We start from the raw sequence: 20290 nt of genomic DNA, 5'->3' as shown, positions 1-20290 counted from the left end.
GTTTGGGGGTGATTGATACGCAATCATGTCCGTTTACCGTGAAAATGACTATCATTTTTATATTTGGGGGTGATTGATACGCAATCATGCCCGTTTAATATGAAAGTCTCTTTAACGGACTGTTTAATAAAGGGGCTTTGATCTGTTCGATTGTGGCGGGTATCCTCTTTGATGCTATATGGAGCCATATGGACAGATCATTTCATCTGCTGAATAACTGTGGAGCTGTCCACAAAAAGGGCAAGGATTATGGAGTTCAACAGTTGCTTCAAGTCTTTTTGTTCCATTATTCTCTGTGACAACCTTATAACCATCCATAACGGAAAATGCTTCAGTTGAAAAGGTTTTTCCTGTTTCAGGACATGAAAAAATAAACTCCATAATCTATTCCTTGTGGCTATTTTTTTGTTAAATCATCAGAAGATATTGCCAAATAATTGTGACAGTTTCCGTTCAAATGTGTTTGATCTGGGTTTTTCTGGCTATGATTTTTAGGTGTAACTAATCTGGATTCTTTGGTGTAACATAACATAAAAAAACCGGAAAGTATTATGTTTCAATACTCTCCGGTTCTATTTTGCATTGTCATTTCTGATGCATCATCATTGTTGTTATGTTACCCTGGAAATGGATAAATTTTTCCATATTCAGGGGTGGCTGGATGGCAGCCATGACCGTTTATGACATGTTTAATATTAATAGATTCTCTGTTTAATATTGAAACATGGCATTTTTTACATAAAAATTCTCCTCTTCATTTGCATAAATCAGAGTGGCTGATAAAATACATGATTTTTTTACAGGTTTTCAGTAGTATTAAATAACGCTGAGTCTGTTGCTGAAATCAAAGCCAATTTCATGTTCGGTTTCACTTTCGGAATCTTTGAGGAAAATGCCTGGAAAAAATTCATTATATGGGGCAAAAGCCATCACTGCCCATGATTCATTTCCAAAGCGAACCAGACGACATAATCCAAAAGCCTTAATGATGCAACTTTGAATAAACATAGCATACTCCTTTCAAAAATGTGCTCGTCAGTCGCAGATGGCGACAGGCCAAATAACCACCGTCACAAATTAAATTCCATATTTTTCTTCATCATTTTTATGGAATTGCCCTGCTCCGGTAACTAACCTGCAACTGAAGAGTAATGTGCCATTGCAAGGCTTGTTATTGTCAATTCAACCATTGACTGATAGCAATCATAATAACGCAAAGCGTCAAAGTCAAGTCAAATAGATCATGCACCCAAATTTGCTAATAGGAGTTAAAGATAAATATGAGATTATGGTCAATACATCCGCAATATCTCGATGCCAAAGGATTGGTGGGGTTGTGGCGGGAGGCTCTTTTGGCTCAGAAGGTTTTACAAGGAGATACTTCCGGTTACAAAAATCATCCTCAATTAACAAGGTTTAAGTCAACGGCAAATCCTGTTGGCTCAGTAGCCGATTATCTGCGACATGTAGCTGATGAAGCAGATAAAAGAGGCTACAATTTCAACAGAGACAAGATTGTCAATGAGAGATGCGGCGGCAGAATTGCTGTTACAGACAAACAGGTGGAATATGAGTTTACTCATCTGCTTAACAAATTAAAACAGCGTTCCCACGAACTATATCTCCGCCTGAGCAGTGAAATCGAAGAAATTGAGGTGCATCCCCAATTTGCCAAAATCAGAGGTAATGTTGAACCGTGGGAAGTTACCTGAGTAAACAATGCTGTTGATCTTACCCGAACAATGTCCAATTTCCACATTGAAACCCAAATATCAAATCACCTTATATTGGCGCCAGGAAGATTAAGCATATATTGCCGAAGTCCCTGAACTTCAAGGATGTCCCCTTGGGTGATTTTCAGTTGAGGTGACAAATTACCCTGACACAGGGGGCAATCATATCATTTAACATCAATGCAAGGTATGACAATTACAAAAAAGAATTTTACAATTTATGCACCCAGGAATATACTGAAACATGGATAAATAGAATTATGGAGTTGCGCCAATGGATAAAAGCGATGCTATAAAAGTTGCCAATGAGTATGCCTCTGTTATCAGTACAAATTATGACTGTAAAGATATTTTCATGTTTGGTTCATATGCCAAAGGCACTTATCATGATGAGAGTGATATTGATATTGCCGTCATCCTCAAAGATTTTGACAACCCTATAAATATTCAACTGGAACTCATGAGGCTTCGTCGTAAAATAGACAGCAGAATTGAACCACACCCTTTCAGAGAAAAAGATTTTAATATTAATAATCCCGTGGCGTATGAGATATTGCAGCACGGTCAAAGGATAGACATATAAGATATCGGGTGATGAGCATTAAATCGCAGTACCGCAAAACTCACTTTTTTACCCATATACAGCCAAATTCGGCATATGATTTGCATCTCAAAAAACATTGAATTTTGAACATGTTAAACTGAACACAATACATGCCAAATTTTGGATTAACTTTTAAAAACAATGTTTATGAGTGAGTTTTGCGGTACTGCAAAATAAGAGCTGAAAATAGCATTGTTTTGATCAAAAATAAGCGCACATACGATGGTCTTGTCTTTACTGAGGTGGGAAAGCATCTTGTCTGCACTCTGCTGATCCATAAACGCAACAGCCGCCCGCAGGTTTTCACTGCTTATAAGTGACAGTTGCTCAAGCTCTTTAAGGGACTCCTCTTTTTTGGTGTAAGCTATGTACGGCCCCATTATCAGCGAAGTGATAAGGATCGCCATCGTTGCACTGACCCCAAGCAGAATCACCAGCTTAATTCGTATTGAATGATTTTTAAATTTCATTTTTCCCATTCGTCAGTTGTAAGAGCCTTAACTTTTTAATAACGTACATGGCGGATGCCCGCCACAATCGAAGAGATGAAAGTCGTTTTAAAAACAGCTATTTATTGAGACTTTCATATAAAATTCTGTTTCCGAACGATGAACAACGCCTGAAAGAGGTTCTGATATCTATGAGACAATTCAGGTGATCAGGAAGACAGCGGCCAACAGGTCATTTTAAACGGGCTGCCTCAGCCTCCTGGATATAGCCCTGTTTCTCCAGGACATCTGCGATCAGGAGCCAGTTTTTTTTTGTCAACCGGGGGTTTGACCTAACCAGTGAATTGGATTTGCGGGCCAGGGATTCTGCCTGGTGAAATTCGCCCTGCATCTCTCTTGCCTTGGCCATAAGGTGCCAGATCATGGGATCTTGCCCGTCAATTGACAGGGCCCGTTCAAGGGTCTGGAAGGCCGCTTCGGGCAGTTTCCTGTCAAGTTCTTTCTTTGCCTTTGTGATCATGGTATCCACGGCCTTTGGCCTTTTGGGGAGATATGGTGTCTTATCAGGCATCTTGGGTGTCGGGGTGCCGATTTGGGGCAGTTGCTCCGGCGGAAAACGGGTGTCGGTCGGGATGGAGGCCACCCGATGGTCTGCGCAGGATGACAAGGTCAGCAACAGTACAAACAGTATGAGATATGAGAAAAGAGTATGGATCCGCTTCATTAAAACACCTCCTTGAGCCAGTCAATGAGATACTTGGGCTTTTGTTTTTTCTGATCAGCGTTGGATTCCTTCTTGATCGGCTTTTGGCATGGCGCAAAATCATCGGGTTTGGACCCCGTGATAAAGGGTACAGCCAGGGCTCCGGGGCAGTTGGCATCTGTGAGCCTGCCGGTTTCGGGATCAATCACCCCCCATTCAATGCTATCGGGTGCAGCCGGATCCAGTGCCGTATTGGAAAGGTCTGCCATGAGTCGCCCAAACACCTGGAGGGCACCGGTACTGCCGGTGAGCCCGGTGGGCTGATTATCATCCCGTCCGATCCAGACGACGGCCAGTCTATTTGCTGAAAATCCGGCAAACCAGGAATCCCTCAGGTCATTTGTCGTGCCTGTCTTTCCGGCAATGGCCAGGTCTCGTGGGAGCCATTTTTCCAGTTTCCTGCCCGTTCCTGCCGTGACAACAGTCTGGAGCATCTTTGTTGTCAGAAATACCGGCCCCGGTGGCAGACGCTGTTCAATTTTTAAAGGATATCTCTGAAGGGTCTCCCTCTCCGGGGTATAAATCGCTCGGATGGCACGGGCTGGGGTATAAAATCCGCCAGACGCCAGGGTATGATAGGCTTGGGCCACCTCCACCGGGGTTTTCTCCAGACTGCCCAGGAGCATGGAGGGTAACAAAGGCTTTTCCGGGGCAAATCCCATCTTTTCCAGGGTAGTTGCTACCGATGCCAATCCCAAGTCCATGCCCAGTCGAACCGTGGCGATGTTAAGAGAATTGGCCAGTGCTTTCCAGAGCGGCACGCTGTTGCGGGATTTTTTGTCATAATTTTGGGGCTGCCAGATGCTGCCGTCAGGGTTTGTAACCCGGAGGGATCGATCGCTGAGCTTGGAGATCATGGTGTATTGATCCGGCCGATCCAGAGCGGTCAGGAAAACCGCCGGTTTGACCAGGGAGCCGATGGGCCGACGGGCATCCAGGGCCCGGTTGAATCCCTGGTACCGGAAATTCCGTCCCCCCACCATCGCCTGGATCTCGTTGGTGGAGACGGCAGAGACCACAATGCCAAATTCCAGGGAGCTGTTGCGCCCCTCCATGAACCCGGCAACGCCATTCTCAGCCGCCAACTGTACCTGGGGATCCAGGGCTGTAAAAATCCTGAGCCCCATGGTTTTCAGGTCTTTTTCCCTGTATTCTTTTAAAAGTTCCCGTTTGACCAGATCCAGATAAAAAGGAAACGGGTTATGGCCCTGGAGAGGTTTGGCCACCACTCCTAAGGGAGTTCTACTGGCTTTTTCCATGGCACTTTCGGAGATCAGTTCCTGGTCTTTCATCACGGCCAGCACTGTGTTTCTGCGCAACAGGGCCTTATCCGGATGGGCACGGGGGTTATAGGCAGAAGGCCCTTTGAGCATCCCCACCAGCAGGGCAATCTCGTGGATTTCCAAGCTGGCCGGAGCCTTTCCAAAATAAAAGTTGGCTGCCAGACCAAATCCGTGAATGGCCCGCTTTCCATCCTGGCCCAGGTAAACCTCGTTCATATAGGCTTCCAGAATTTCATCTTTGGAAAAGTTTCGTTCCAGGGCAGAGGCCATAAATGTTTCTTTGATTTTCCGGATCAGTTTTTTTTCCCGACTGAGGAAAAAATTTTTTGCCAATTGCTGGGTCAGGGTAGATGCTCCCTGGGAAAACTGCCGGTTTTTCAGGTTCACCAAAATGGCCCTGAAGATACCTTTGAAATCAACTCCGTAGTGGGCATAGAAATTCCGATCCTCCACCGCCACAATGGTTTTGCCCAGTAGATCCGGCGTTTGCTCCAGTGAGACCAGTACCCGGTCTTCCATGGAAGACGGGTAAAAATTACCCATCAATACAGGGTCCAACCGCATTAGGTCTTTGTCAAAAAAACTGTCCTGAGGTCTCACTTCAGTTACCCAATCGTTGGTTATGGTTACCCGGATGCGGCGGCCGGGCAGTTCCTCATCTCCGAAATCGAATGGACGGCAAAAGAGGTGAAATACCCCTCCTCTGCGGCTATAGCTGCCCGGATTTGACAGGGCCTGGCCCGTACCCGATTTTTGGTACCCCATGAGCTTCAGTTCTTTTTCCAGCATCTCAGGAGCAATGGCCAGTCCCTGGTAAATTTCCAGGGGTCTGGCATAAACCCTGGCCGGCAGTTCCCAGGGGCGTCCCTGGAACTTTTCCGCTACCATCAGGTTGAAATGTTGGGCATATCCGAAGAGCAAAGCAGCCCCGGCCAGTAGCAGAAGTAAAAGTATCTTTTTCATATGTCCTTTCCAACATGGAGAAGCCGGAACCAAATATGATGCCCTTGTAAAAAGTCGAAAACGGCCCAGTCGATAGTCATTATTTGTATTCTCAAAATCGACATTTTATTGCTTTTTCCGAAGTTATTGCAGTTGTCTGAACCAGGATAACCAGGATGGATAGGATGCTCAGGATAGATAATCCTGCCTTATCCTGTTAATCTTGGGAATCCTGATTCAGACAGTGTTGGCAAGGCTTACAAGATCATAGGTGTCGATTTTGAGTGTATTTGCTACCGACGCCAGTCCCAAGTCCATGCCCAGGCGAACCGTGGCGATGTTAAGAGAATTGGCCAGTGCTCAAGCCTAATTTTACAGAGGACTTTCGGTATTGATGATCGCTTTCTACCACGTCCCTTTGTTTTCCATGGATGCCCATGGCTCCTGGATAGGCAATGTTTCTCCCTCTTGCAGGAGTTCAATGGAAATCTGATCCGGGGTACGGATAAACGCCATATGCCCGTCCCTGGGTGGTCTTAAAATGGTAACACCTTTATCAATTAGCATTTGACAGTAATCGTAAATGTTTTCGACACTGAATGCTAAATGGCCAAAATTTCGCCCTTCGCTATAAGCGCTCTCCTGGTCCCAGTTGTAGGTGAGTTCTACTTCAGGTTCTCCAGGTGCTGTTGCAAGATAGAGAAGGGTGAACCGTCCCTCTTCATAATCCTTTCGCTTTGTTTCAATCAGGCCAAGTTTGTTTGTGAAAAAATCAATTGACTCATCAAGGTCTTTCACCCTTACCATTGTATGTAGAAATTTCATATTTGCCTTTCCATTTAAAATTGATAGCAATGCCGATGCCTCTGGCGTCATCAAAAGGATGCCAAAAGTCCGTTGAGTTGTCAATTTCTTATTGATTGAGCAGTTGTGGTTGAGTCAGGCTGGAATGGGTAATAAAGGTGGGGTGGGGGAGGGGAATGTTTTGTATAAATTAGCGGATAAGTCTATAAGTGTTGACCTCACTTAACATTTTGAAATAAATGCCTATTATCTCCAAATTAGATTTTAAAATCAACTGGTAATTTGGAGGTAAAATGAAGGTCACAGAAGACAAATTTCAAGATAAAGATCAAACAAAAGCTGATGTGAATGCCGATATATTGAGCAATTTTTTTCGTTGCTTGACCATGCTTGAAAAAACACTGGAGCGTTTGGCAAGACAACGTTGGTATGACAAAAATAAATACCCTCAAATTTATTTTGACCTTCTGTTTGCGATAGCTTGGACCCGGACTTGGATCGAAGAGCATAAAATTTATAGTGATCTTCAAATTTTCCAGGATTCTTTGGCGATGTTTATAACAACTATTGCCGATAAAGTATCTTTACGGTCAATGGAAAGGAACCGCTTCATCCTGCTGACCTGCTCTTGACGTTTGTACGCTCTCCATTGTTTTTCAGACATTTTTCACCTCGGGTTTTGTTATTAAAGATATTGTCAACAAAATAAATAATGTAATAATAGTAGCGAAAATAAAAAAGACTTGTCAAGAGTAAAAAAAGGTAAAGATACTTTTTTAAATATAAAGGCAATATTGGTGCAAACATGGCAATCTATTACAGATTAAAAGAAATTATGGATAGAAAAGTAAAGAAAGATAACATGGTAAAGATTACTTATGAAAATGTGCCTCAAGTAACAGGGATAAGCAAGACTACCTTATCTAGAATATCAACGGGAAAAGTCGCACCTAATGCTGACGTTCTGGAAAAACTTTGCAGGTATTTTGATTGCGGTTTTGATGATTTAATGAATAGAATAGACGAACCGGAACAGGGGGGACAAAATCCCAACGGTGCTTAGAATAGGAGCGTATAGATTCTTTTTTTATTCAAGTGACGGAGGGGAACCAATCCACGTTCATGTTGAAAAAGAAAACAACCTTGCAAAGATCTGGGTTGATCCTGTCCGGCTTCAAAATAGCGGAGGATTCAACAGACCTGAAATAAGAATAATTTTATCTATTGTCCAGGATCATCAGATTGAAATCATGGAGGCATGGAATGACTACTTTAGCGGTTAAGAATAAAGAGGCTGATGCATACAGTGTTACTGTGACTGAGGACACGCTTACAATTGAATTAAGTGACGGTCGAACAATAAGCGCACCTCTTGCCTGGTATCCACGTTTGCAGTATGCTACAGAAGAAGAAAGAAATAACTGGCGTTTAATTGGTGGCGGTTATGGCATCCATTGGTCAAGTATTGATGAGGATATTAGCGTCTCTGCTGTCTTGTCTGGTTTGCCGTCTGGGGAAAGTCAACCCTCATTTAAAAAGTGGCTTGAATCTCGTAACAGGTGATTTTATGGCAACACGTCAGGAATATCCCTTATGTAATAAAAGGTAAAAAATGGACAATCACAATTGCATTTGTCGCTTTGATTTTAAAAAAGCCAAGAAGCAGGGGAAAATCAGATATTTCGAACTCCTGCCCAGACACCTCAAGCCAATATTTATCATGGGATATAATACAGGAATGAGGCTATATGAAATTTTGACATTAAAATGGGATACGTGGATCTTCATTCCGGATTCATAACCCTGGAAATAGAAATGACCAAAGACAATAAAAAGCGTTTGGTTCCTATTAATAAGGAAAGGGCTTAGAGAATTACGTATATTTTCTCTAAACCCTTGATTTTATTATGGTGCCGGAGGCGAGACTTGAACTCGCACACTGTTGCCAGCGGAGGATTTTGAGGCATCTACACAAAATACAGCATCTAATAAAATCAATCATTTACACAAAAACAATGCACACAATGTAATATAAAAGCACTTAATAACACTTAAATTTACTACATTTTCACTACATTTTTTTTAAAGACAGCACTCTATATTTCCGGCAGTTTGTCCACCTGGGACTTTTTATAATCCATCATCAAATGAATGTAATGATTTCTTGTCACTGTAATATCACTATGCCCTAAATTTTCCTGCACTGTAACCAAATCACACCCGTTTATGATCAACCATGCTCCATATGTTCGCCTGAGATCGTGAAAAACGCAATTGACACCGGATAAAACTGAATATTTCTTGAAACCATGTGCTACCCAATCTTTTTTCCAGGGATTTCCCTTATTATTAAGGAGCAGCATTTTCCCGTCATACTTTTTCAATAATGACTGAAAAAAAACAATAGATGCAGCAGGAAGCGGAACATTCCGAAATTTTCTTGATTTTGTTGGATTATCCGGCGTACTGGTAACCGTTATAGCCTGTAGATCAAAATCAATATCTTTTTTTTCCAATCTGCACACCTCACTTGCTCTTACACCGGTATAAAGGGCAAGTTTTGTTAAATCCTGCCATGTTTCCGGCATACATTCCAGCAATGTTTGAACCTCTTCCCGTGTTAACGTTCGGATTTTGCTTATATTGTCGCGTGTTTTGGCAATATTGCAGCATGGAGACGTAACAATATATTGTTTTTTCAATGCAGTATTAAAAAATGTATTGAGATGTCGTAACCGGCAATTTGCAGTGGCAGCAGCTTTTTCTTTCAATAAATAGTTGTACCACCGTTCAATTTGATCTTTGGAGACTTCATTTATAAAAATATCCCGATTCCCCATAAAATCAGAAAAACTTTTAAATGCCAGTTTATCATTTGTGATTGTTTTATGTGCCCTTCTTAATTTTCTCAAATTGATATATTCATTAAAGCAATCGCTAAATTTTATTGCCCTTTGTAAAGGTGTCCCTGTCAAGGCATAGGATTTTTCCACAGCATCATAATGTTTTTTTATGCACATTGCAGCGGCTTTATCACCTAACTTTGTGCTTTCCTGAATCCTTCTTCCGTTTCTGTCCTTATATGCAACCCACCAAAACTTTCCCCTTTTGTAGATTGTCGCCATTTTCCCCTCTTTTCCCCTGTCAAATTGCGTTTTTCAACCAATCCCATCCATATTTCACAACAAATCGTCCATCATTCCAGGCTAACGTAAAAAAAAGAAGAGAAGAACAAAATTAACAAAACATCCGGCAAACTGATTGAGGCGAAACAATAAATCCCTTGTGCCATACCATAAATAAAGGAAGAATCTTTTGACTTTGGAAGCTTGTAGAAGTTTTTCAGCTTCAGAGGTTGACCTTGTGATTTTATTTTTTAACTGGGTTTTCGTGCTTTTTGCAAAGAGCCAGCCCTGAAAACGTTTCCATCTTTCAAGAAAATCCATATCCTTTTCAAGAAAGCAGTTATAAAGAGCAAAAACAATTAATTGAGCAACAATTAGACCTAAAAATTTTGTGAGAAGGCGTAATATAACTTCTTCCAAATTCTCCGGAGGTGGAGGAGGCGGCGGAGGAGGGATATAAACAGGCGTAGGCGGCGGAGGATATGGAACAATGCATAATTTGCAGTGTTTGAAACCCTCTTTTTCCGCTTCTTCCCATGAATCAAAATACTTTGTACAGCTTTTACAACCATAATGCCTGCAATCAGGTTGATGGTATGTCATTGTCCTGACATTACCTTGATAAATATTTGATGCCTGAATTTCATTGTTTGCTAAAAAAAGAAAACAGACCAGGCAAAACACCAATTTTTTCATCTTTTCCCCTTTCTTCTCCTTAAAATAATGGCAGGATTGCTCCCACCATTTTTTTTATGCAATTTTTCTGGTTTTTATAAATTCTTCAAAGAGTTTTTCCTTTTCAACGTATTTTAACACGTCCCTCTTTTGCTCTTCTGTCATTGTTTCAAGCATCTGCAAAATTTTATCTGTGGGATCCTGCCTTTCTGTTGTTGAACTGATGCATTGCTCTGTTTTTCCATAAAGAAGCCAGTCAACACTCACCTTATAATATTCACACAGTGAGATTATTTTATTTAAGTCAAGATTACCTCTTTTTTTCCAACTTGATATTGTATTTGGTTTGATTTCAAGTATTTCAGCAAGTTCAAAGTTCGTTTTTACATTAACCACCTGCTTTAACCTCTGGATAATTTTGTTCGCATCAAGCGAATTTTCTATTGACATAATCACCTCACATGAATTATTTCATAATATATTCACGTATCGTCACATGACAGCATTTACTTTAACATAAAACAGAAGGAATACAAATCAAGATGACCGAAAACCTCACACCATGTACAGATTTTTCTGGAAACCCCACCGAAGAGATCACAGGAAACCTCACCGAAGAGACCATCAACATTAAAACCCCCTGGTTCACTCTTGAAGAGGCAGCAGCCTATTTAAAACTAAATCCACGAACTTTGAAAAATTATGTTTCCCGTGGCCTTTTGCCTGTTTGCGTTACAAAAACCACAAACACAAAACGCTTTCACCGTGACGACCTTGACAAGTGGCTCACAGACGGCAGGCAAAACCCGTTATGAAAACTTGGGGAAAACGGGAAAACGTGGAACCGCGAAATTGTGAAACCAAAATTTTTTTGTTCCGCGCTTGCGCATTATGCCCGCGCAGGCGCACGGGCGCAGGCGCACAGGCGCGGGCGGGAGCGCGGGGGCGGGCGCAGGTGTACACAGGCACGGGCAGGAGCGCGGGCGCATTATGCACAGGCGCGGGCAGGCGCACACGGGCACGGGCACGGGCAGGCGGGGGCGCTCGGGCAGGCGTAGCATAACGGTATTTGGAATTAAAACAATGCTTTAAAACGCTTTTTTTTGTTTGCAGCCTTAACCGGAAATTTACCTTGTAAATCAAAAGAAAATCACTCTGAAAACAAAATCATTCTGAAAAAGAAAAACAAAAAAACATGAATATCATCACAACATTTATCAAAAAGCTTAAAGGCGTTTTCTTTCGCTTTGTCTCAACCAAAATCATTGTTGTTATCATTACAAATTGTGCTGTGTTTTTGATCGTTGAGTTATCCGAAATCGTCAAGCAACTGTTAAAAAGCATGAACCAGAGCTTTTTATCTGTGCTTTATCTTGTTGAAGGGTGGCTTTTTGCCACAGTTAACGACATTTACAGCAAATTTGAAGAGTTGCTTACAGGGCTTCAGGAAAAGGTTGAAAGCGCTTTAAACTCACTGATGCCTGAAGAGTTCAATATTATCTTGTCTCTTATTCAGTTTGCGGCCTGGCTTGATGCATTGATCAAAAGCATTGTGTCAAGCATTAAAAGCAGTGTCCAGGCAACCCTTAACACTGTTATTTCACCACTTCTTTTTTTAACTGGGGAAATTTCAGCCACACTTGGAGAGATCAACGGGCATTTTGTTGATATCAATCAGAAAATCACGCAGGAAGCACACCAAATTTATGATTTTATCCGCAATTCTTTGTTAACAGCCCAAAACACATGGAATCAGGAGCTTGAAAACTTTATCACCGCAATTGTTAACGCCTTTGCATGGTATAATGAAGGCGTTAACGCCATTGAAACCGCAGCAAATGACCAGATCATTGTAATTGATGCACATAACCAGACCACACAAAATATAATTGATGAGATTATTACCCGTTTATCTCTGGGTGAATGCACATTTAATGATATTTCTGATTTACTGCTTTCTTCATCCGGCATTGACGGCATTATGCCAATTCCCACCACGTCACTTGATATTGATTATGATCAGTACAAAATAAGCATTATTTCACCTGATCTTTTTTCCTTTAATCCATCCTTTCCGCCTTTGATTTCATGGGAAGTTCACTTTTCACCGCTTGAAGCGTGTTTGATTCAGATATCAACCCAGCTTCAGACCCTTGAAAGCGATATCCTTAATTTGCCTGTCACTGTCCAGAACGGTTTTTTAAATGATTTTCCTGATGTTTTCCGTTCTCAATTGACCGGAGAATTAAAGGATTTGCTTGTCCTTGCAGTAACCCAGCTTTTGATACGCAAAAAAGATGCAATCATGGCGCACTTTGGCACCATGAAAAACAGCATGACAACCCACACCGGCGAAATTGAAAGCAAAATCAACGACAAGGCAAACGAAATCATTAACAAAATACAGGATGCAGAATTACAGGTTTTAAACAACTTGCCAAACCTGCTTTCGCCATCAATTGAACGCTATTTTGATAAAATTGTGGATGCAATTGAAGCAGCACGGGAGCAAATCAGCGCAGATGATGTGAACATTACCGACTTTTTGCCAAATGCACAGGAAATTGAAAGCATCATGAATACCTTTGAAGATTTTTCACCGCAAACACCGCCACCAGCACCAGAAACAACAGAAAAGAGCATTGTCCAGAACAAAAGCAGAAACACCAGGACAAGAGGCAGCAGAAACCCGGCATTGATCAACCCTTTTAAAATTCAGGATGTTTACAGGATTCTTTGCAACAACTTTTCCAGAACAGAACGCCTTGCAATCATTCTGGCTTTTGCTCCCACAGATATTCAAGTGTCAACCTCGGATATTGTTGATCTAATTTTGCAACTGGAACCATAAACAAAGGGAGAATTTAAAAAAATATGTATTCAGCACTTGCAGCAATAGGCAACCTTTTAAAACCCGTTTGGAAATGGATTTTTCGTTTTGTTATCGGCCTTATTATTTCCAATATGATCTTGTGGTTGCTCAGATATAGAACTTCCGAAGCAATTAACCGCTTTAAAGACGATATCACGGCCTTTATCAAACAAAAAAATCAAGAAATTTTGCAGAACATCTTTAAAGTCAGTGAATTTCTGACTGAATTATTGATGAAAGCCTTTGAAATGATGAATGATTTGATTGCACTTGTTGAAAGTGGAATTGACAGCCTTTTGACTGCATCAAATGACTTTGTGGAGCTTGTAATCAACAAAATTCCTTTTACAGATCGTATTGAAGATATTGTACAGGGAGTAGTCAACAGGGTTTCAACCTTTTTGTTTGATACAACTTCCGATATCGTCAATTTGTTTTATCCTGACAGCCTTACAGCCCTTCAGGATATGGTGGAGAACACAAAAACCAGACTCACTGAAGCTAAAAACGCCATCAATGAAAGCCTTGCCGCATTTCAGAATGATCTTTTAACCGCAATTCAAAACAAAATTACTGTTGTTAATAATAAATTTACCTTGTTGACAGGTGACATCAATAGCCTTGCGTCTTTTTGCAATAGCAGCATTGACGCAATGCAAAACGCCATGATTGCGGCCTGTAATGAGATTGATCTTTATAATGATAATCTTGAAACAAACAAGACAACCTCCATTGTTTTAATCGAAAACGAAATAAATACAGCAGCAACCCAGCAAAGAGCAGTCAACACAACGTTTGTAAGGCAAAACCTTGAAAGCCTTTTACTTATCCCTTCCCCTGATGCCATGGCTCTTGATTTTTCTCAGTATCGCACCGACCCACCAACGATCGTAACAGAGGACTACCTTATTAATATAGAGATGCCGGAAAATCATTTTAGCTTTGATCTTATGGCTTACTGTCCTGATATCCCTGCAATGGAGCAGCATTTAAACAATATCAACAAGGCTTTGGATGATATCAAGCTAAACCTTTTAAACCGTATTGAAGAAAACCTTCCCTTTATCCTGAAGGGTGAAATCGAGAGTAAAATTAAAAACATCATTTTTATTGTTCTGACAGAAGCACTTTTAAAAAAGAAAGAAGAGATTACCGCCTACATACTTGAAAAGACAAACAGCATATCAACGGCAAAAGAGGACAGAAAACAGGCGATTATCAGCAAAAAAGAGGAGATCGTCCAGGCTTTAAAAGATATCGAAACAGCTTTTTATGATGCAATCGAACCTATGCTTGACCCAGCAGTGCAGGAGCTAATCAATAGTTTAAGTGACGGCATTGTACAAAATGAAGATGAAACCACAGTCAACATTGACAATATTTTACCCTCTACAGTGGATATTGACCGGATTATCGCGACATTTCCAAATATTCAAGCCAATGCAGGCCCTAATATATCAGATTCGGTAAAGTGGACACCGGCGGACATGTACAGAGTTTTAAAGCACAGCTTCAGCAAATCAGAGCGAATATCCTTAATAGTTTATCTTTTTGAACAAGATTTGAATTTAAACACACAAAAAATAGAGGAGCTGCAACTCAAATGGATACCACCAACAACGACACCATAACACCGGAACCAGAAACACCGGAACCAGAAACAACAACCCAAACCGAAACCCAAAGAATCAGAAACCGTATCAGTAAATATGACGACATTGAAACCACAATCGAAAAACTAACCGGCCAAAGGGATGCAAAAGCAAGATGGAGATACAGAACAGAAGAAGAGACCTTGAACGCTTCCATTGTAGCAATGCACCACTTAACACCATTAAACATTTTGATAGAGAGAAACCTTAAAGAGATTAACCAGTTAAAAATAATATCAGCCAGTTAAAAAATAATATCAGCCAGTTAAAAAATAATATCAGCCAGTTAAAAAATAATATCAACCAGTTAAAAAATAAAAAGGAGTGACCATGAACAGAACACAATTAATTCAACTTCTTGCGGAATTAAGGGCAGAACGAAACCTTTTCACAAAAAAAGGGAGTTATTGGTATAGCAAATACTCAACTATTTACCACGAAGGCTACATTGACGGCATAAAACAGAGCATTGCACTTGTTAAAAACCTACTGGATGCAAAGGAGAAATAAAAAACCATGACAAACAACGAAAACATCAACAACATTAAAAACTCACTGAAACTTGAAGACTATCTCAACAGAAACGGCTTTGAACTTATGAAGGCAGGTAAGGACAGCAAAACAACAACCTGCCCTTTGTGCGGCCACAAGGATTGTTTCCGAATGACTCCATCAAAACAGATGTGGAAATGCTTTTCTTGTGACCAGGGCGGAGATGTTATTGAACTTCACCGGCTCAGGAAGAACTTGCAGGTTAAAGAGGCAATTGTTGACCTTGCAGCACAACAGGGCATGCCCATTAAACTTGCTTCAAATCAGGAGCAGGAGCAGGGAAAAAAGAAAGGTAAGTCAAATATAAAGGATATTCTCACAGTTGCAGCAGATTATTACCACAAAACAGCCAGAACCTCGGCAGGATTCAAGGCTTTTCTTGCATATCGCAGTTTTACATGGCTCATAGCTGATAAATTAAACCTTGGATATGCAGACGGGTGTCTTTTCCACCATCTTGAAACCCTGGGTTTTACTCCTGAAGAGATGATCAAAAGCGGACTTGTAAAGCAAAATGAAAACGGCGGCGGACTTTATGATTATTTCCGCTATCAGGTGATCTATCCAACATACGACAGAAGAGGACAAAAGGTTATCCATCTTAAAGGCAAAGGAATTGATAGAGACGGGAAGCCAACAAATAAAACATGGCAGACAGGAAGCAGAAGTTGTTTTTTTAACTGGAATAATGAACCAAAAGCAGAAGAGAGGAACACAACACACTGGAACCAGCAAGAAAAGAAAACCATTTATATTGTTGAAGGTGAAAACGACGTGGTTTCCCTTGAAAAAATCGGATTGATTGCCTGGGCAATCGGGGGAACGCTTTCACAGGAACAGATGGATATTATTACATCCTTTCTATGTTCTGACGGTTCGGAAAAAGGAGAACAGCCTGATTTTTGTTTTATTCCCGACAATGATGCAGCAGGAGACAAAACCCTTTTAAAAATAAAACATAAATTTAAACTCTGTACCCTTCCCGATGTTTTAAGGCGCTTTGCAGCTCCCGGGATGCAAAAGGTTACAGCAAGACAACCAAACCCTGACTTTAATGACATTGATGAAGCAATCAGAGAGGAAAAGGGGAACCTTCAGGGAGACCATGAAAAGGGGAACCTTCAGGGAGATCATGAAAAGGGAAAGGGCATATTGAACAGATTGACCAGACCCGTTTCAATATGCCCTTCACTTAAGGAATGCTTAACCATTTACCACAAAACCATTGAAGAAAACGAAATAAAATATTCAGCCAACACAATGGGACAGATAATTTACGCTTGTCTGGAAGATATCGGCAACTTTTTCATTATAAACGATGATGCATGGTTTATCTACCAGGGGAACCAGTATCAAGTTGGTGGAAACCTTCCCTTTAAATCCCTCATGTACCAGCTTTCAGAGGGGCAGATAAACTATGCCGACAAGCAAAGTAAAGTTATCTGGGAGAGTATTCAGGCTCAATGTTATTACAAGTCAAGCCACACCGAACACAGAGGGTGGATTCACACAGACCATAACCACATGAATCTGAACACTCCTGCTATCTACTATAACCTATGCTGCCCGAAAAATGAAGTAATAAGAATAAGTTCGGGCAAAATTGAAAGATTAATGAACGGTTGCAATGATGCAGCAATCTTTTTGCAGAAAAGCCCCAAGACAAGACCAATAAACCTCATGAATCTAACAGATGAAGAGATGCAGCAGGGTTTACAAGAGTTTTATAACATTTTCTTCAACAATATGGCCTGTGACATTGCCTGGCGAATTTATATCATATCTTTGATTATTAACTCAATATTTCTCAACATGGCAAAGGCTCACGGCATCAATAAGTTTACCGGTCACCAGGGCAGCGGAAAAACCGAAGCCGCAGGTATGATTACAGCTCTTTTGTATGGTCAAAACTTTGTAACTGTAGGTTCCACAGCTTCAGATTACACCGATGCAGCCCTTAATCCTGTAACTATCTGCGATAATCTTGAAATCCACAACATTACACCTGACCGGCGTGACTTTCTTCTTTGCGTCGCAACGGGAATTACAAGACAAAAAAGAAAAAGCGGAACAGATTCAAGCAATATCTATGAAAAGACCGTAACCCAGATAATAACAACGTCAATTGAGTCCTTTGAGCTTCCAGAACTAATTGAAAGAGCAATCACCATTCCATTTGATAAGGAGTATTTTAATAGCAATTACAAGGGCAGCATTGCAGTTGAAACCGAGATCATAGCAAAGCGTGACCTTATCCTTTCAAGTATTTTTAAACTTGCAACTCATATCTTAACCAATTTTGAGCAGAAAAAAGAGAGATTTTACAATTACATGGAAAAGAGCCACCCGAACCACTGCAAAAAAAGATTAAATGAACATTTTGCAGTCCTGGCTGTTATCACAGATGATTTTCTTAAATGGACACCTGAAGCAAGGAACATTTACCACATGCCAACACCAACAATAATATCAGAATGGTTGACCCAGCAGGACAGGGAGAACAGCGAAATCATGACCGAAACCAATATAATTGTAAGATATCTTGAACTTCTTGCACAGGAGAGCGCAAACGGATTGCTTTCCGAGTATCACATTAAAAACCTTGCAGCACCACAAGGCGCAATTGGCGGCTACCATCACAATTATCAAGAAGATTCACCTTCCGAAGATTTGACAATTGAACTTACCACAGCTCAACTTTTATCGGTATTTGAGCTTATAGCCAAAAAATATAATCTAAGGCACCGCTTTTCATCAGTTCGGCACCTTTCAGTCAGAATCAGGAATGAAATATCAGTTATTGAAGCAGCTGGGTGGAGCGTAGAGCAAACAAGAAGAATTAAAGGGCAAAACCTTTTTGAAATAAGCAACGTAGCAATTTAATTATAAAAAACATGAAACAATATGGATGTAAACGCATTGAATTGTTTGCATCCATATTGTGTCACTTAAAGGAGAAAAAAAACATGACAGAAAAAAGAGCAGAATATAAAACAGCAAACAACAACATTACCCATATTATCCCTGTAATCTATCCCTTTGCAGCAAACAAGGCAGTCTGGAATGAGATACACTATTCAGTCAGATCATTAAAGCGATACCTCACGGAACCACACCATATTTATATAATGGGAAGGATTGACCCGCAAATACCAGGGACAGAATTCATTTATCACGAAGATTTCCCAGACCTGACCACTGAACAGAATAACGCATCAAAACTTGATATTTGTGTCCAAGCATTTGAAGACACCGGTTTTATCTGGATGAATGACGACATTTACCTTTTAAAACCAACAAAACTTTACGACATTATCAACACAAAGCCACTTTGCGACATGGCAGACTACAAAACAAGAGGCACAAGACCCTGGCAGCAGCTTTTGTGGAATACCCGTGATCTTTTGGCGCACAATGGCATTGACCCTGTTTTTAACTTCTCAACCCACACACCACAATATTATGAGTCAAAAAAACTTGATGATCTTGATTATGTTTACGGTTATCCGGTTTTTGAAGGAAAGGTTTTATTTGAAATGGTTTACCATAATATATATAGACCCTGCCCACCTGAAGACGTTCGTTATATGTGTCACCCGGTATTAACAAAGGAAAAGGCAGGCTTTTATAATCATCAGCAGGCGGCAACAGTTGCAGGAATCAGAGAGAGGCTTAAAGGATGCAGATATTTGAATCATGATGATAACGGATTGACTCCGGCATTGCAGCAGGTGATTATGGAGATTTTTGCAGATTAATAAGGATAGATATCAATAACGTTCTAAAGTCAATTTTAATCAATAATTTAAAATTTAATCAGTTATTTTAAACGGTTGCAAAAAAAATACTTGCAACCGTTTCTATTTTGTGGCTATATTCACACCATGTGCATTTATTTAGTGATTTATTTACATAATGTGCATAAATTCACACAGCGTAATTAATTTCAATCAAAAACATTACACAGCGTGAATTTATTCACACCATGTAATATTTAAAATCAAAATGTTGACACCATGTGCATAAATTCACACCACGTAAACTTTTATATCCAAATATTTACACTGTGTGAATAAATCCATCACAATGTTGACACCATGTGCATTTTTTCCCATTTTAATCCAAAGAAAGGAGTAACAAGATGCCAGTACTTACACTCAATTATCAGGTAAAGTCAAAAACCGAAGCAATGCTACTTGAAGAAGGCGCAAAGGATGAAAGATGGCCTTTGGTCTGTGACGGCAGGATTAAACCCTCAGACGGCTCCAATATCGGCCCTGTTGTTTATAAAGGAACCCCACTTGAAAAAGATGGGCCTGTAACCCGGGCTCTTTTCATCTTTGAAGATGTTAACGACTCAGTTGTCTGTGTGGTTGAAGACGTTGACGAGATGGATTTGACCCTGACCATTGCAACATTTCTTGATAATTATGGTGCTTCTGTTTCAGCAATGCAGGCAAAACGTCCATCAATTGGAGCTGTTGCTTCCGGCTCAGGTTCCGGATCAGGTTCCGGATCAGGTTCCGGCCTGTAATTTTTAGAAGAGCTACCGCCATTTATATATCACAGCTTTTCACCATCTGTTCTTTTACCTCCAAAAAAGATCAGTATTATAAAAAAAACCCTGTCTTTTGCTTGACACCTCATGACACCTCACATGAAACCATCAGGGACAGGGTTTTTTTTATCTTTAAACCCGATATCAAACCATCTCTTATATAATAAGGTAAAGATTATCCTGATATATAAGATAAAACCTTTCTCTATATAATAAAGGTAAAAAAATGTTCCTGACAGCAACCCCCCAAACCATTAGCATTGATAGAGCAGGGACTT

The 20290-nt window shown here is 40.6% G+C and carries 24 protein-coding genes; 15 read left to right on the top strand and 9 right to left on the bottom strand.

The annotated features are described in order from the left end of the window. Positions 1-174 precede the first annotated feature (174 nt). Together MTBBW1_RS13500 and MTBBW1_RS13495 are read right to left on the bottom strand one after the other, a co-directional pair. Entirely contained in the window at positions 175-381 is a 207-nt protein-coding gene (locus MTBBW1_RS13500; RefSeq protein ID WP_080804299.1) for a hypothetical protein, read from the bottom strand. A gap of 435 nt (positions 382-816) precedes the next feature. Next, positions 817-1008 carry a hypothetical protein gene (locus tag MTBBW1_RS13495; protein WP_080804298.1) on the bottom strand — a complete coding sequence of 64 codons (192 nt, stop codon included), beginning with the start codon at positions 1006-1008 and terminating at the stop codon, positions 817-819. Between the two features lie 272 nt (positions 1009-1280). Between MTBBW1_RS13495 and MTBBW1_RS13490 the strand changes: the two genes are divergently transcribed. Next, positions 1281-1712, top strand: a complete 432-nt coding sequence (locus MTBBW1_RS13490) for a pyrimidine dimer DNA glycosylase/endonuclease V (RefSeq protein WP_080804297.1) — start codon at positions 1281-1283, stop codon at positions 1710-1712. A 295-nt stretch (positions 1713-2007) separates the two neighbouring features. Next, positions 2008-2316 (top strand): nucleotidyltransferase domain-containing protein, encoded by a 309-nt coding sequence (locus MTBBW1_RS13485; protein ID WP_080804296.1) that lies wholly within the window; start codon positions 2008-2010, stop codon positions 2314-2316. A gap of 146 nt (positions 2317-2462) precedes the next feature. Here MTBBW1_RS13485 and MTBBW1_RS13480 read toward each other — a convergent pair whose 3' ends face one another. The 4 genes from MTBBW1_RS13480 to MTBBW1_RS13465 all read right to left on the bottom strand — a co-directional run bounded on the left by MTBBW1_RS13480 (position 2463) and on the right by MTBBW1_RS13465 (position 6599). After that, the gene (locus MTBBW1_RS13480) at positions 2463-2807 is read right to left on the bottom strand and encodes a CHASE sensor domain-containing protein (RefSeq protein ID WP_186441278.1); all 345 of its coding nucleotides are present in this window, start codon (positions 2805-2807) and stop codon (positions 2463-2465) included. Positions 2808-3018: 211 nt separating this feature from the next. After that, positions 3019-3510, bottom strand: coding sequence for a tetratricopeptide repeat protein (locus tag MTBBW1_RS13475; RefSeq protein WP_080804294.1), 492 nt, complete (start codon positions 3508-3510; stop codon positions 3019-3021). Then, positions 3510-5795 (bottom strand): penicillin-binding protein 1B, encoded by a 2286-nt coding sequence (gene mrcB / locus MTBBW1_RS13470; RefSeq protein ID WP_080804293.1) that lies wholly within the window; start codon positions 5793-5795, stop codon positions 3510-3512. The genes MTBBW1_RS13475 and mrcB overlap by 1 nt, the downstream gene beginning before the upstream one ends. Before the next feature lie 384 nt (positions 5796-6179). Beyond that, entirely contained in the window at positions 6180-6599 is a 420-nt protein-coding gene (locus MTBBW1_RS13465) for a VOC family protein (RefSeq protein WP_080804292.1), read from the bottom strand. Between the two features lie 272 nt (positions 6600-6871). Here MTBBW1_RS13465 and MTBBW1_RS13460 point away from each other — a divergent pair, with 272 nt between their 5' ends. From MTBBW1_RS13460 to MTBBW1_RS13445, 4 genes are all read left to right on the top strand, one after another. After that, positions 6872-7210: a hypothetical protein gene (locus tag MTBBW1_RS13460; RefSeq protein ID WP_080804291.1), complete on the top strand. Its 339-nt coding sequence runs from the start codon at positions 6872-6874 to the stop codon at positions 7208-7210. A gap of 173 nt (positions 7211-7383) precedes the next feature. Then, the gene (locus MTBBW1_RS13455) at positions 7384-7641 is read left to right on the top strand and encodes a helix-turn-helix domain-containing protein (protein ID WP_080804290.1); all 258 of its coding nucleotides are present in this window, start codon (positions 7384-7386) and stop codon (positions 7639-7641) included. Then, on the top strand, positions 7634-7861 hold the full coding sequence (locus tag MTBBW1_RS13450) for a DUF4160 domain-containing protein (RefSeq protein WP_245809377.1): 228 nt from the start codon (positions 7634-7636) through the stop codon (positions 7859-7861). The genes MTBBW1_RS13455 and MTBBW1_RS13450 overlap by 8 nt, the downstream gene beginning before the upstream one ends. Continuing rightward, positions 7842-8141 (top strand): DUF2442 domain-containing protein, encoded by a 300-nt coding sequence (locus MTBBW1_RS13445; protein ID WP_080804288.1) that lies wholly within the window; start codon positions 7842-7844, stop codon positions 8139-8141. Before MTBBW1_RS13450 ends, MTBBW1_RS13445 begins: the two co-directional genes overlap by 20 nt. 533 nt (positions 8142-8674) lie before the next feature. On the opposite strand, the gene MTBBW1_RS13440 is transcribed toward MTBBW1_RS13445, so the two are convergent. The 3 genes from MTBBW1_RS13440 to MTBBW1_RS13430 all read right to left on the bottom strand — a co-directional run bounded on the left by MTBBW1_RS13440 (position 8675) and on the right by MTBBW1_RS13430 (position 10828). Further along, positions 8675-9703, bottom strand: a complete 1029-nt coding sequence (locus tag MTBBW1_RS13440; protein ID WP_080804287.1) for a tyrosine-type recombinase/integrase — start codon at positions 9701-9703, stop codon at positions 8675-8677. A gap of 81 nt (positions 9704-9784) precedes the next feature. Then, entirely contained in the window at positions 9785-10399 is a 615-nt protein-coding gene (locus tag MTBBW1_RS13435) for an Ada metal-binding domain-containing protein (RefSeq protein ID WP_080804286.1), read from the bottom strand. A 54-nt stretch (positions 10400-10453) separates the two neighbouring features. Beyond that, entirely contained in the window at positions 10454-10828 is a 375-nt protein-coding gene (locus MTBBW1_RS13430) for a helix-turn-helix domain-containing protein (protein ID WP_080804285.1), read from the bottom strand. 92 nt (positions 10829-10920) lie between these two features. Between MTBBW1_RS13430 and MTBBW1_RS13425 the strand changes: the two genes are divergently transcribed. The 9 genes from MTBBW1_RS13425 to MTBBW1_RS13380 all read left to right on the top strand — a co-directional run bounded on the left by MTBBW1_RS13425 (position 10921) and on the right by MTBBW1_RS13380 (position 19988). Then, a complete protein-coding gene (locus tag MTBBW1_RS13425; protein WP_080804284.1) occupies positions 10921-11193 on the top strand; it encodes a helix-turn-helix domain-containing protein in 273 nt (90 codons plus the stop codon). 380 nt (positions 11194-11573) lie between these two features. Beyond that, entirely contained in the window at positions 11574-13229 is a 1656-nt protein-coding gene (locus MTBBW1_RS13415) for a hypothetical protein (RefSeq protein WP_080804282.1), read from the top strand. Positions 13230-13252: 23 nt separating this feature from the next. Beyond that, positions 13253-14881 carry a hypothetical protein gene (locus MTBBW1_RS13410; protein ID WP_080804281.1) on the top strand — a complete coding sequence of 543 codons (1629 nt, stop codon included), beginning with the start codon at positions 13253-13255 and terminating at the stop codon, positions 14879-14881. Next, the gene (locus MTBBW1_RS13405) at positions 14854-15150 is read left to right on the top strand and encodes a hypothetical protein (RefSeq protein ID WP_080804280.1); all 297 of its coding nucleotides are present in this window, start codon (positions 14854-14856) and stop codon (positions 15148-15150) included. Before MTBBW1_RS13410 ends, MTBBW1_RS13405 begins: the two co-directional genes overlap by 28 nt. Further along, on the top strand, positions 15138-15230 hold the full coding sequence (locus tag MTBBW1_RS30365; RefSeq protein WP_080804410.1) for a hypothetical protein: 93 nt from the start codon (positions 15138-15140) through the stop codon (positions 15228-15230). The genes MTBBW1_RS13405 and MTBBW1_RS30365 overlap by 13 nt, the downstream gene beginning before the upstream one ends. A 2-nt stretch (positions 15231-15232) precedes the next feature. Beyond that, complete coding sequence (locus MTBBW1_RS13395; protein ID WP_080804279.1) at positions 15233-15412, top strand: hypothetical protein; 180 nt, start codon at positions 15233-15235, stop codon at positions 15410-15412. A gap of 6 nt (positions 15413-15418) precedes the next feature. Beyond that, positions 15419-18337 (top strand): CHC2 zinc finger domain-containing protein, encoded by a 2919-nt coding sequence (locus MTBBW1_RS13390; RefSeq protein WP_080804278.1) that lies wholly within the window; start codon positions 15419-15421, stop codon positions 18335-18337. 83 nt (positions 18338-18420) lie between these two features. Then, entirely contained in the window at positions 18421-19212 is a 792-nt protein-coding gene (locus MTBBW1_RS13385; protein WP_080804277.1) for a hypothetical protein, read from the top strand. A gap of 383 nt (positions 19213-19595) precedes the next feature. Then, positions 19596-19988, top strand: a complete 393-nt coding sequence (locus MTBBW1_RS13380) for a hypothetical protein (protein ID WP_080804276.1) — start codon at positions 19596-19598, stop codon at positions 19986-19988. Positions 19989-20290: the final 302 nt, after the last annotated feature.

Origin of the sequence: Desulfamplus magnetovallimortis, assembly GCF_900170035.1 — a bacterium.
In the GTDB taxonomy this organism is placed as follows: Bacteria; Desulfobacterota; Desulfobacteria; order Desulfobacterales; family Desulfobacteraceae; genus Desulfamplus; species Desulfamplus magnetovallimortis.
The sequence above is the reverse complement of the archived record's forward strand: the minus strand, read 5'-3'. Positions and strand labels throughout refer to the sequence as shown.

Excerpts from the sequence above, each read along its gene's own strand:
- MTBBW1_RS13495 (WP_080804298.1), bottom strand. The coding sequence starts at position 1,008 with ATGTTTATTCAAAGTTGCATCATTAAGGCTTTTGGATTATGTCGTCTG.
- MTBBW1_RS13395 (WP_080804279.1), top strand. The coding sequence starts at position 15,233 with ATGAACAGAACACAATTAATTCAACTTCTTGCGGAATTAAGGGCAGAA.
- MTBBW1_RS13465 (WP_080804292.1), bottom strand. The coding sequence starts at position 6,599 with ATGAAATTTCTACATACAATGGTAAGGGTGAAAGACCTTGATGAGTCA.
- MTBBW1_RS13435 (WP_080804286.1), bottom strand. The coding sequence starts at position 10,399 with ATGAAAAAATTGGTGTTTTGCCTGGTCTGTTTTCTTTTTTTAGCAAAC.
- MTBBW1_RS13500 (WP_080804299.1), bottom strand. The coding sequence starts at position 381 with ATGGAGTTTATTTTTTCATGTCCTGAAACAGGAAAAACCTTTTCAACT.
- MTBBW1_RS13430 (WP_080804285.1), bottom strand. The coding sequence starts at position 10,828 with ATGTCAATAGAAAATTCGCTTGATGCGAACAAAATTATCCAGAGGTTA.
- MTBBW1_RS13485 (WP_080804296.1), top strand. The coding sequence starts at position 2,008 with ATGGATAAAAGCGATGCTATAAAAGTTGCCAATGAGTATGCCTCTGTT.
- MTBBW1_RS13405 (WP_080804280.1), top strand. The coding sequence starts at position 14,854 with ATGGATACCACCAACAACGACACCATAACACCGGAACCAGAAACACCG.
- MTBBW1_RS13380 (WP_080804276.1), top strand. The coding sequence starts at position 19,596 with ATGCCAGTACTTACACTCAATTATCAGGTAAAGTCAAAAACCGAAGCA.
- MTBBW1_RS13425 (WP_080804284.1), top strand. The coding sequence starts at position 10,921 with ATGACCGAAAACCTCACACCATGTACAGATTTTTCTGGAAACCCCACC.
- mrcB (WP_080804293.1), bottom strand. The coding sequence starts at position 5,795 with ATGAAAAAGATACTTTTACTTCTGCTACTGGCCGGGGCTGCTTTGCTC.
- MTBBW1_RS13480 (WP_186441278.1), bottom strand. The coding sequence starts at position 2,807 with ATGAAATTTAAAAATCATTCAATACGAATTAAGCTGGTGATTCTGCTT.
- MTBBW1_RS13415 (WP_080804282.1), top strand. The coding sequence starts at position 11,574 with ATGAATATCATCACAACATTTATCAAAAAGCTTAAAGGCGTTTTCTTT.
- MTBBW1_RS13455 (WP_080804290.1), top strand. The coding sequence starts at position 7,384 with ATGGCAATCTATTACAGATTAAAAGAAATTATGGATAGAAAAGTAAAG.
- MTBBW1_RS13390 (WP_080804278.1), top strand. The coding sequence starts at position 15,419 with ATGACAAACAACGAAAACATCAACAACATTAAAAACTCACTGAAACTT.
- MTBBW1_RS13440 (WP_080804287.1), bottom strand. The coding sequence starts at position 9,703 with ATGGCGACAATCTACAAAAGGGGAAAGTTTTGGTGGGTTGCATATAAG.
- MTBBW1_RS13490 (WP_080804297.1), top strand. The coding sequence starts at position 1,281 with ATGAGATTATGGTCAATACATCCGCAATATCTCGATGCCAAAGGATTG.
- MTBBW1_RS13410 (WP_080804281.1), top strand. The coding sequence starts at position 13,253 with ATGTATTCAGCACTTGCAGCAATAGGCAACCTTTTAAAACCCGTTTGG.
- MTBBW1_RS13475 (WP_080804294.1), bottom strand. The coding sequence starts at position 3,510 with ATGAAGCGGATCCATACTCTTTTCTCATATCTCATACTGTTTGTACTG.
- MTBBW1_RS13460 (WP_080804291.1), top strand. The coding sequence starts at position 6,872 with ATGAAGGTCACAGAAGACAAATTTCAAGATAAAGATCAAACAAAAGCT.
- MTBBW1_RS13445 (WP_080804288.1), top strand. The coding sequence starts at position 7,842 with ATGACTACTTTAGCGGTTAAGAATAAAGAGGCTGATGCATACAGTGTT.
- MTBBW1_RS13385 (WP_080804277.1), top strand. The coding sequence starts at position 18,421 with ATGACAGAAAAAAGAGCAGAATATAAAACAGCAAACAACAACATTACC.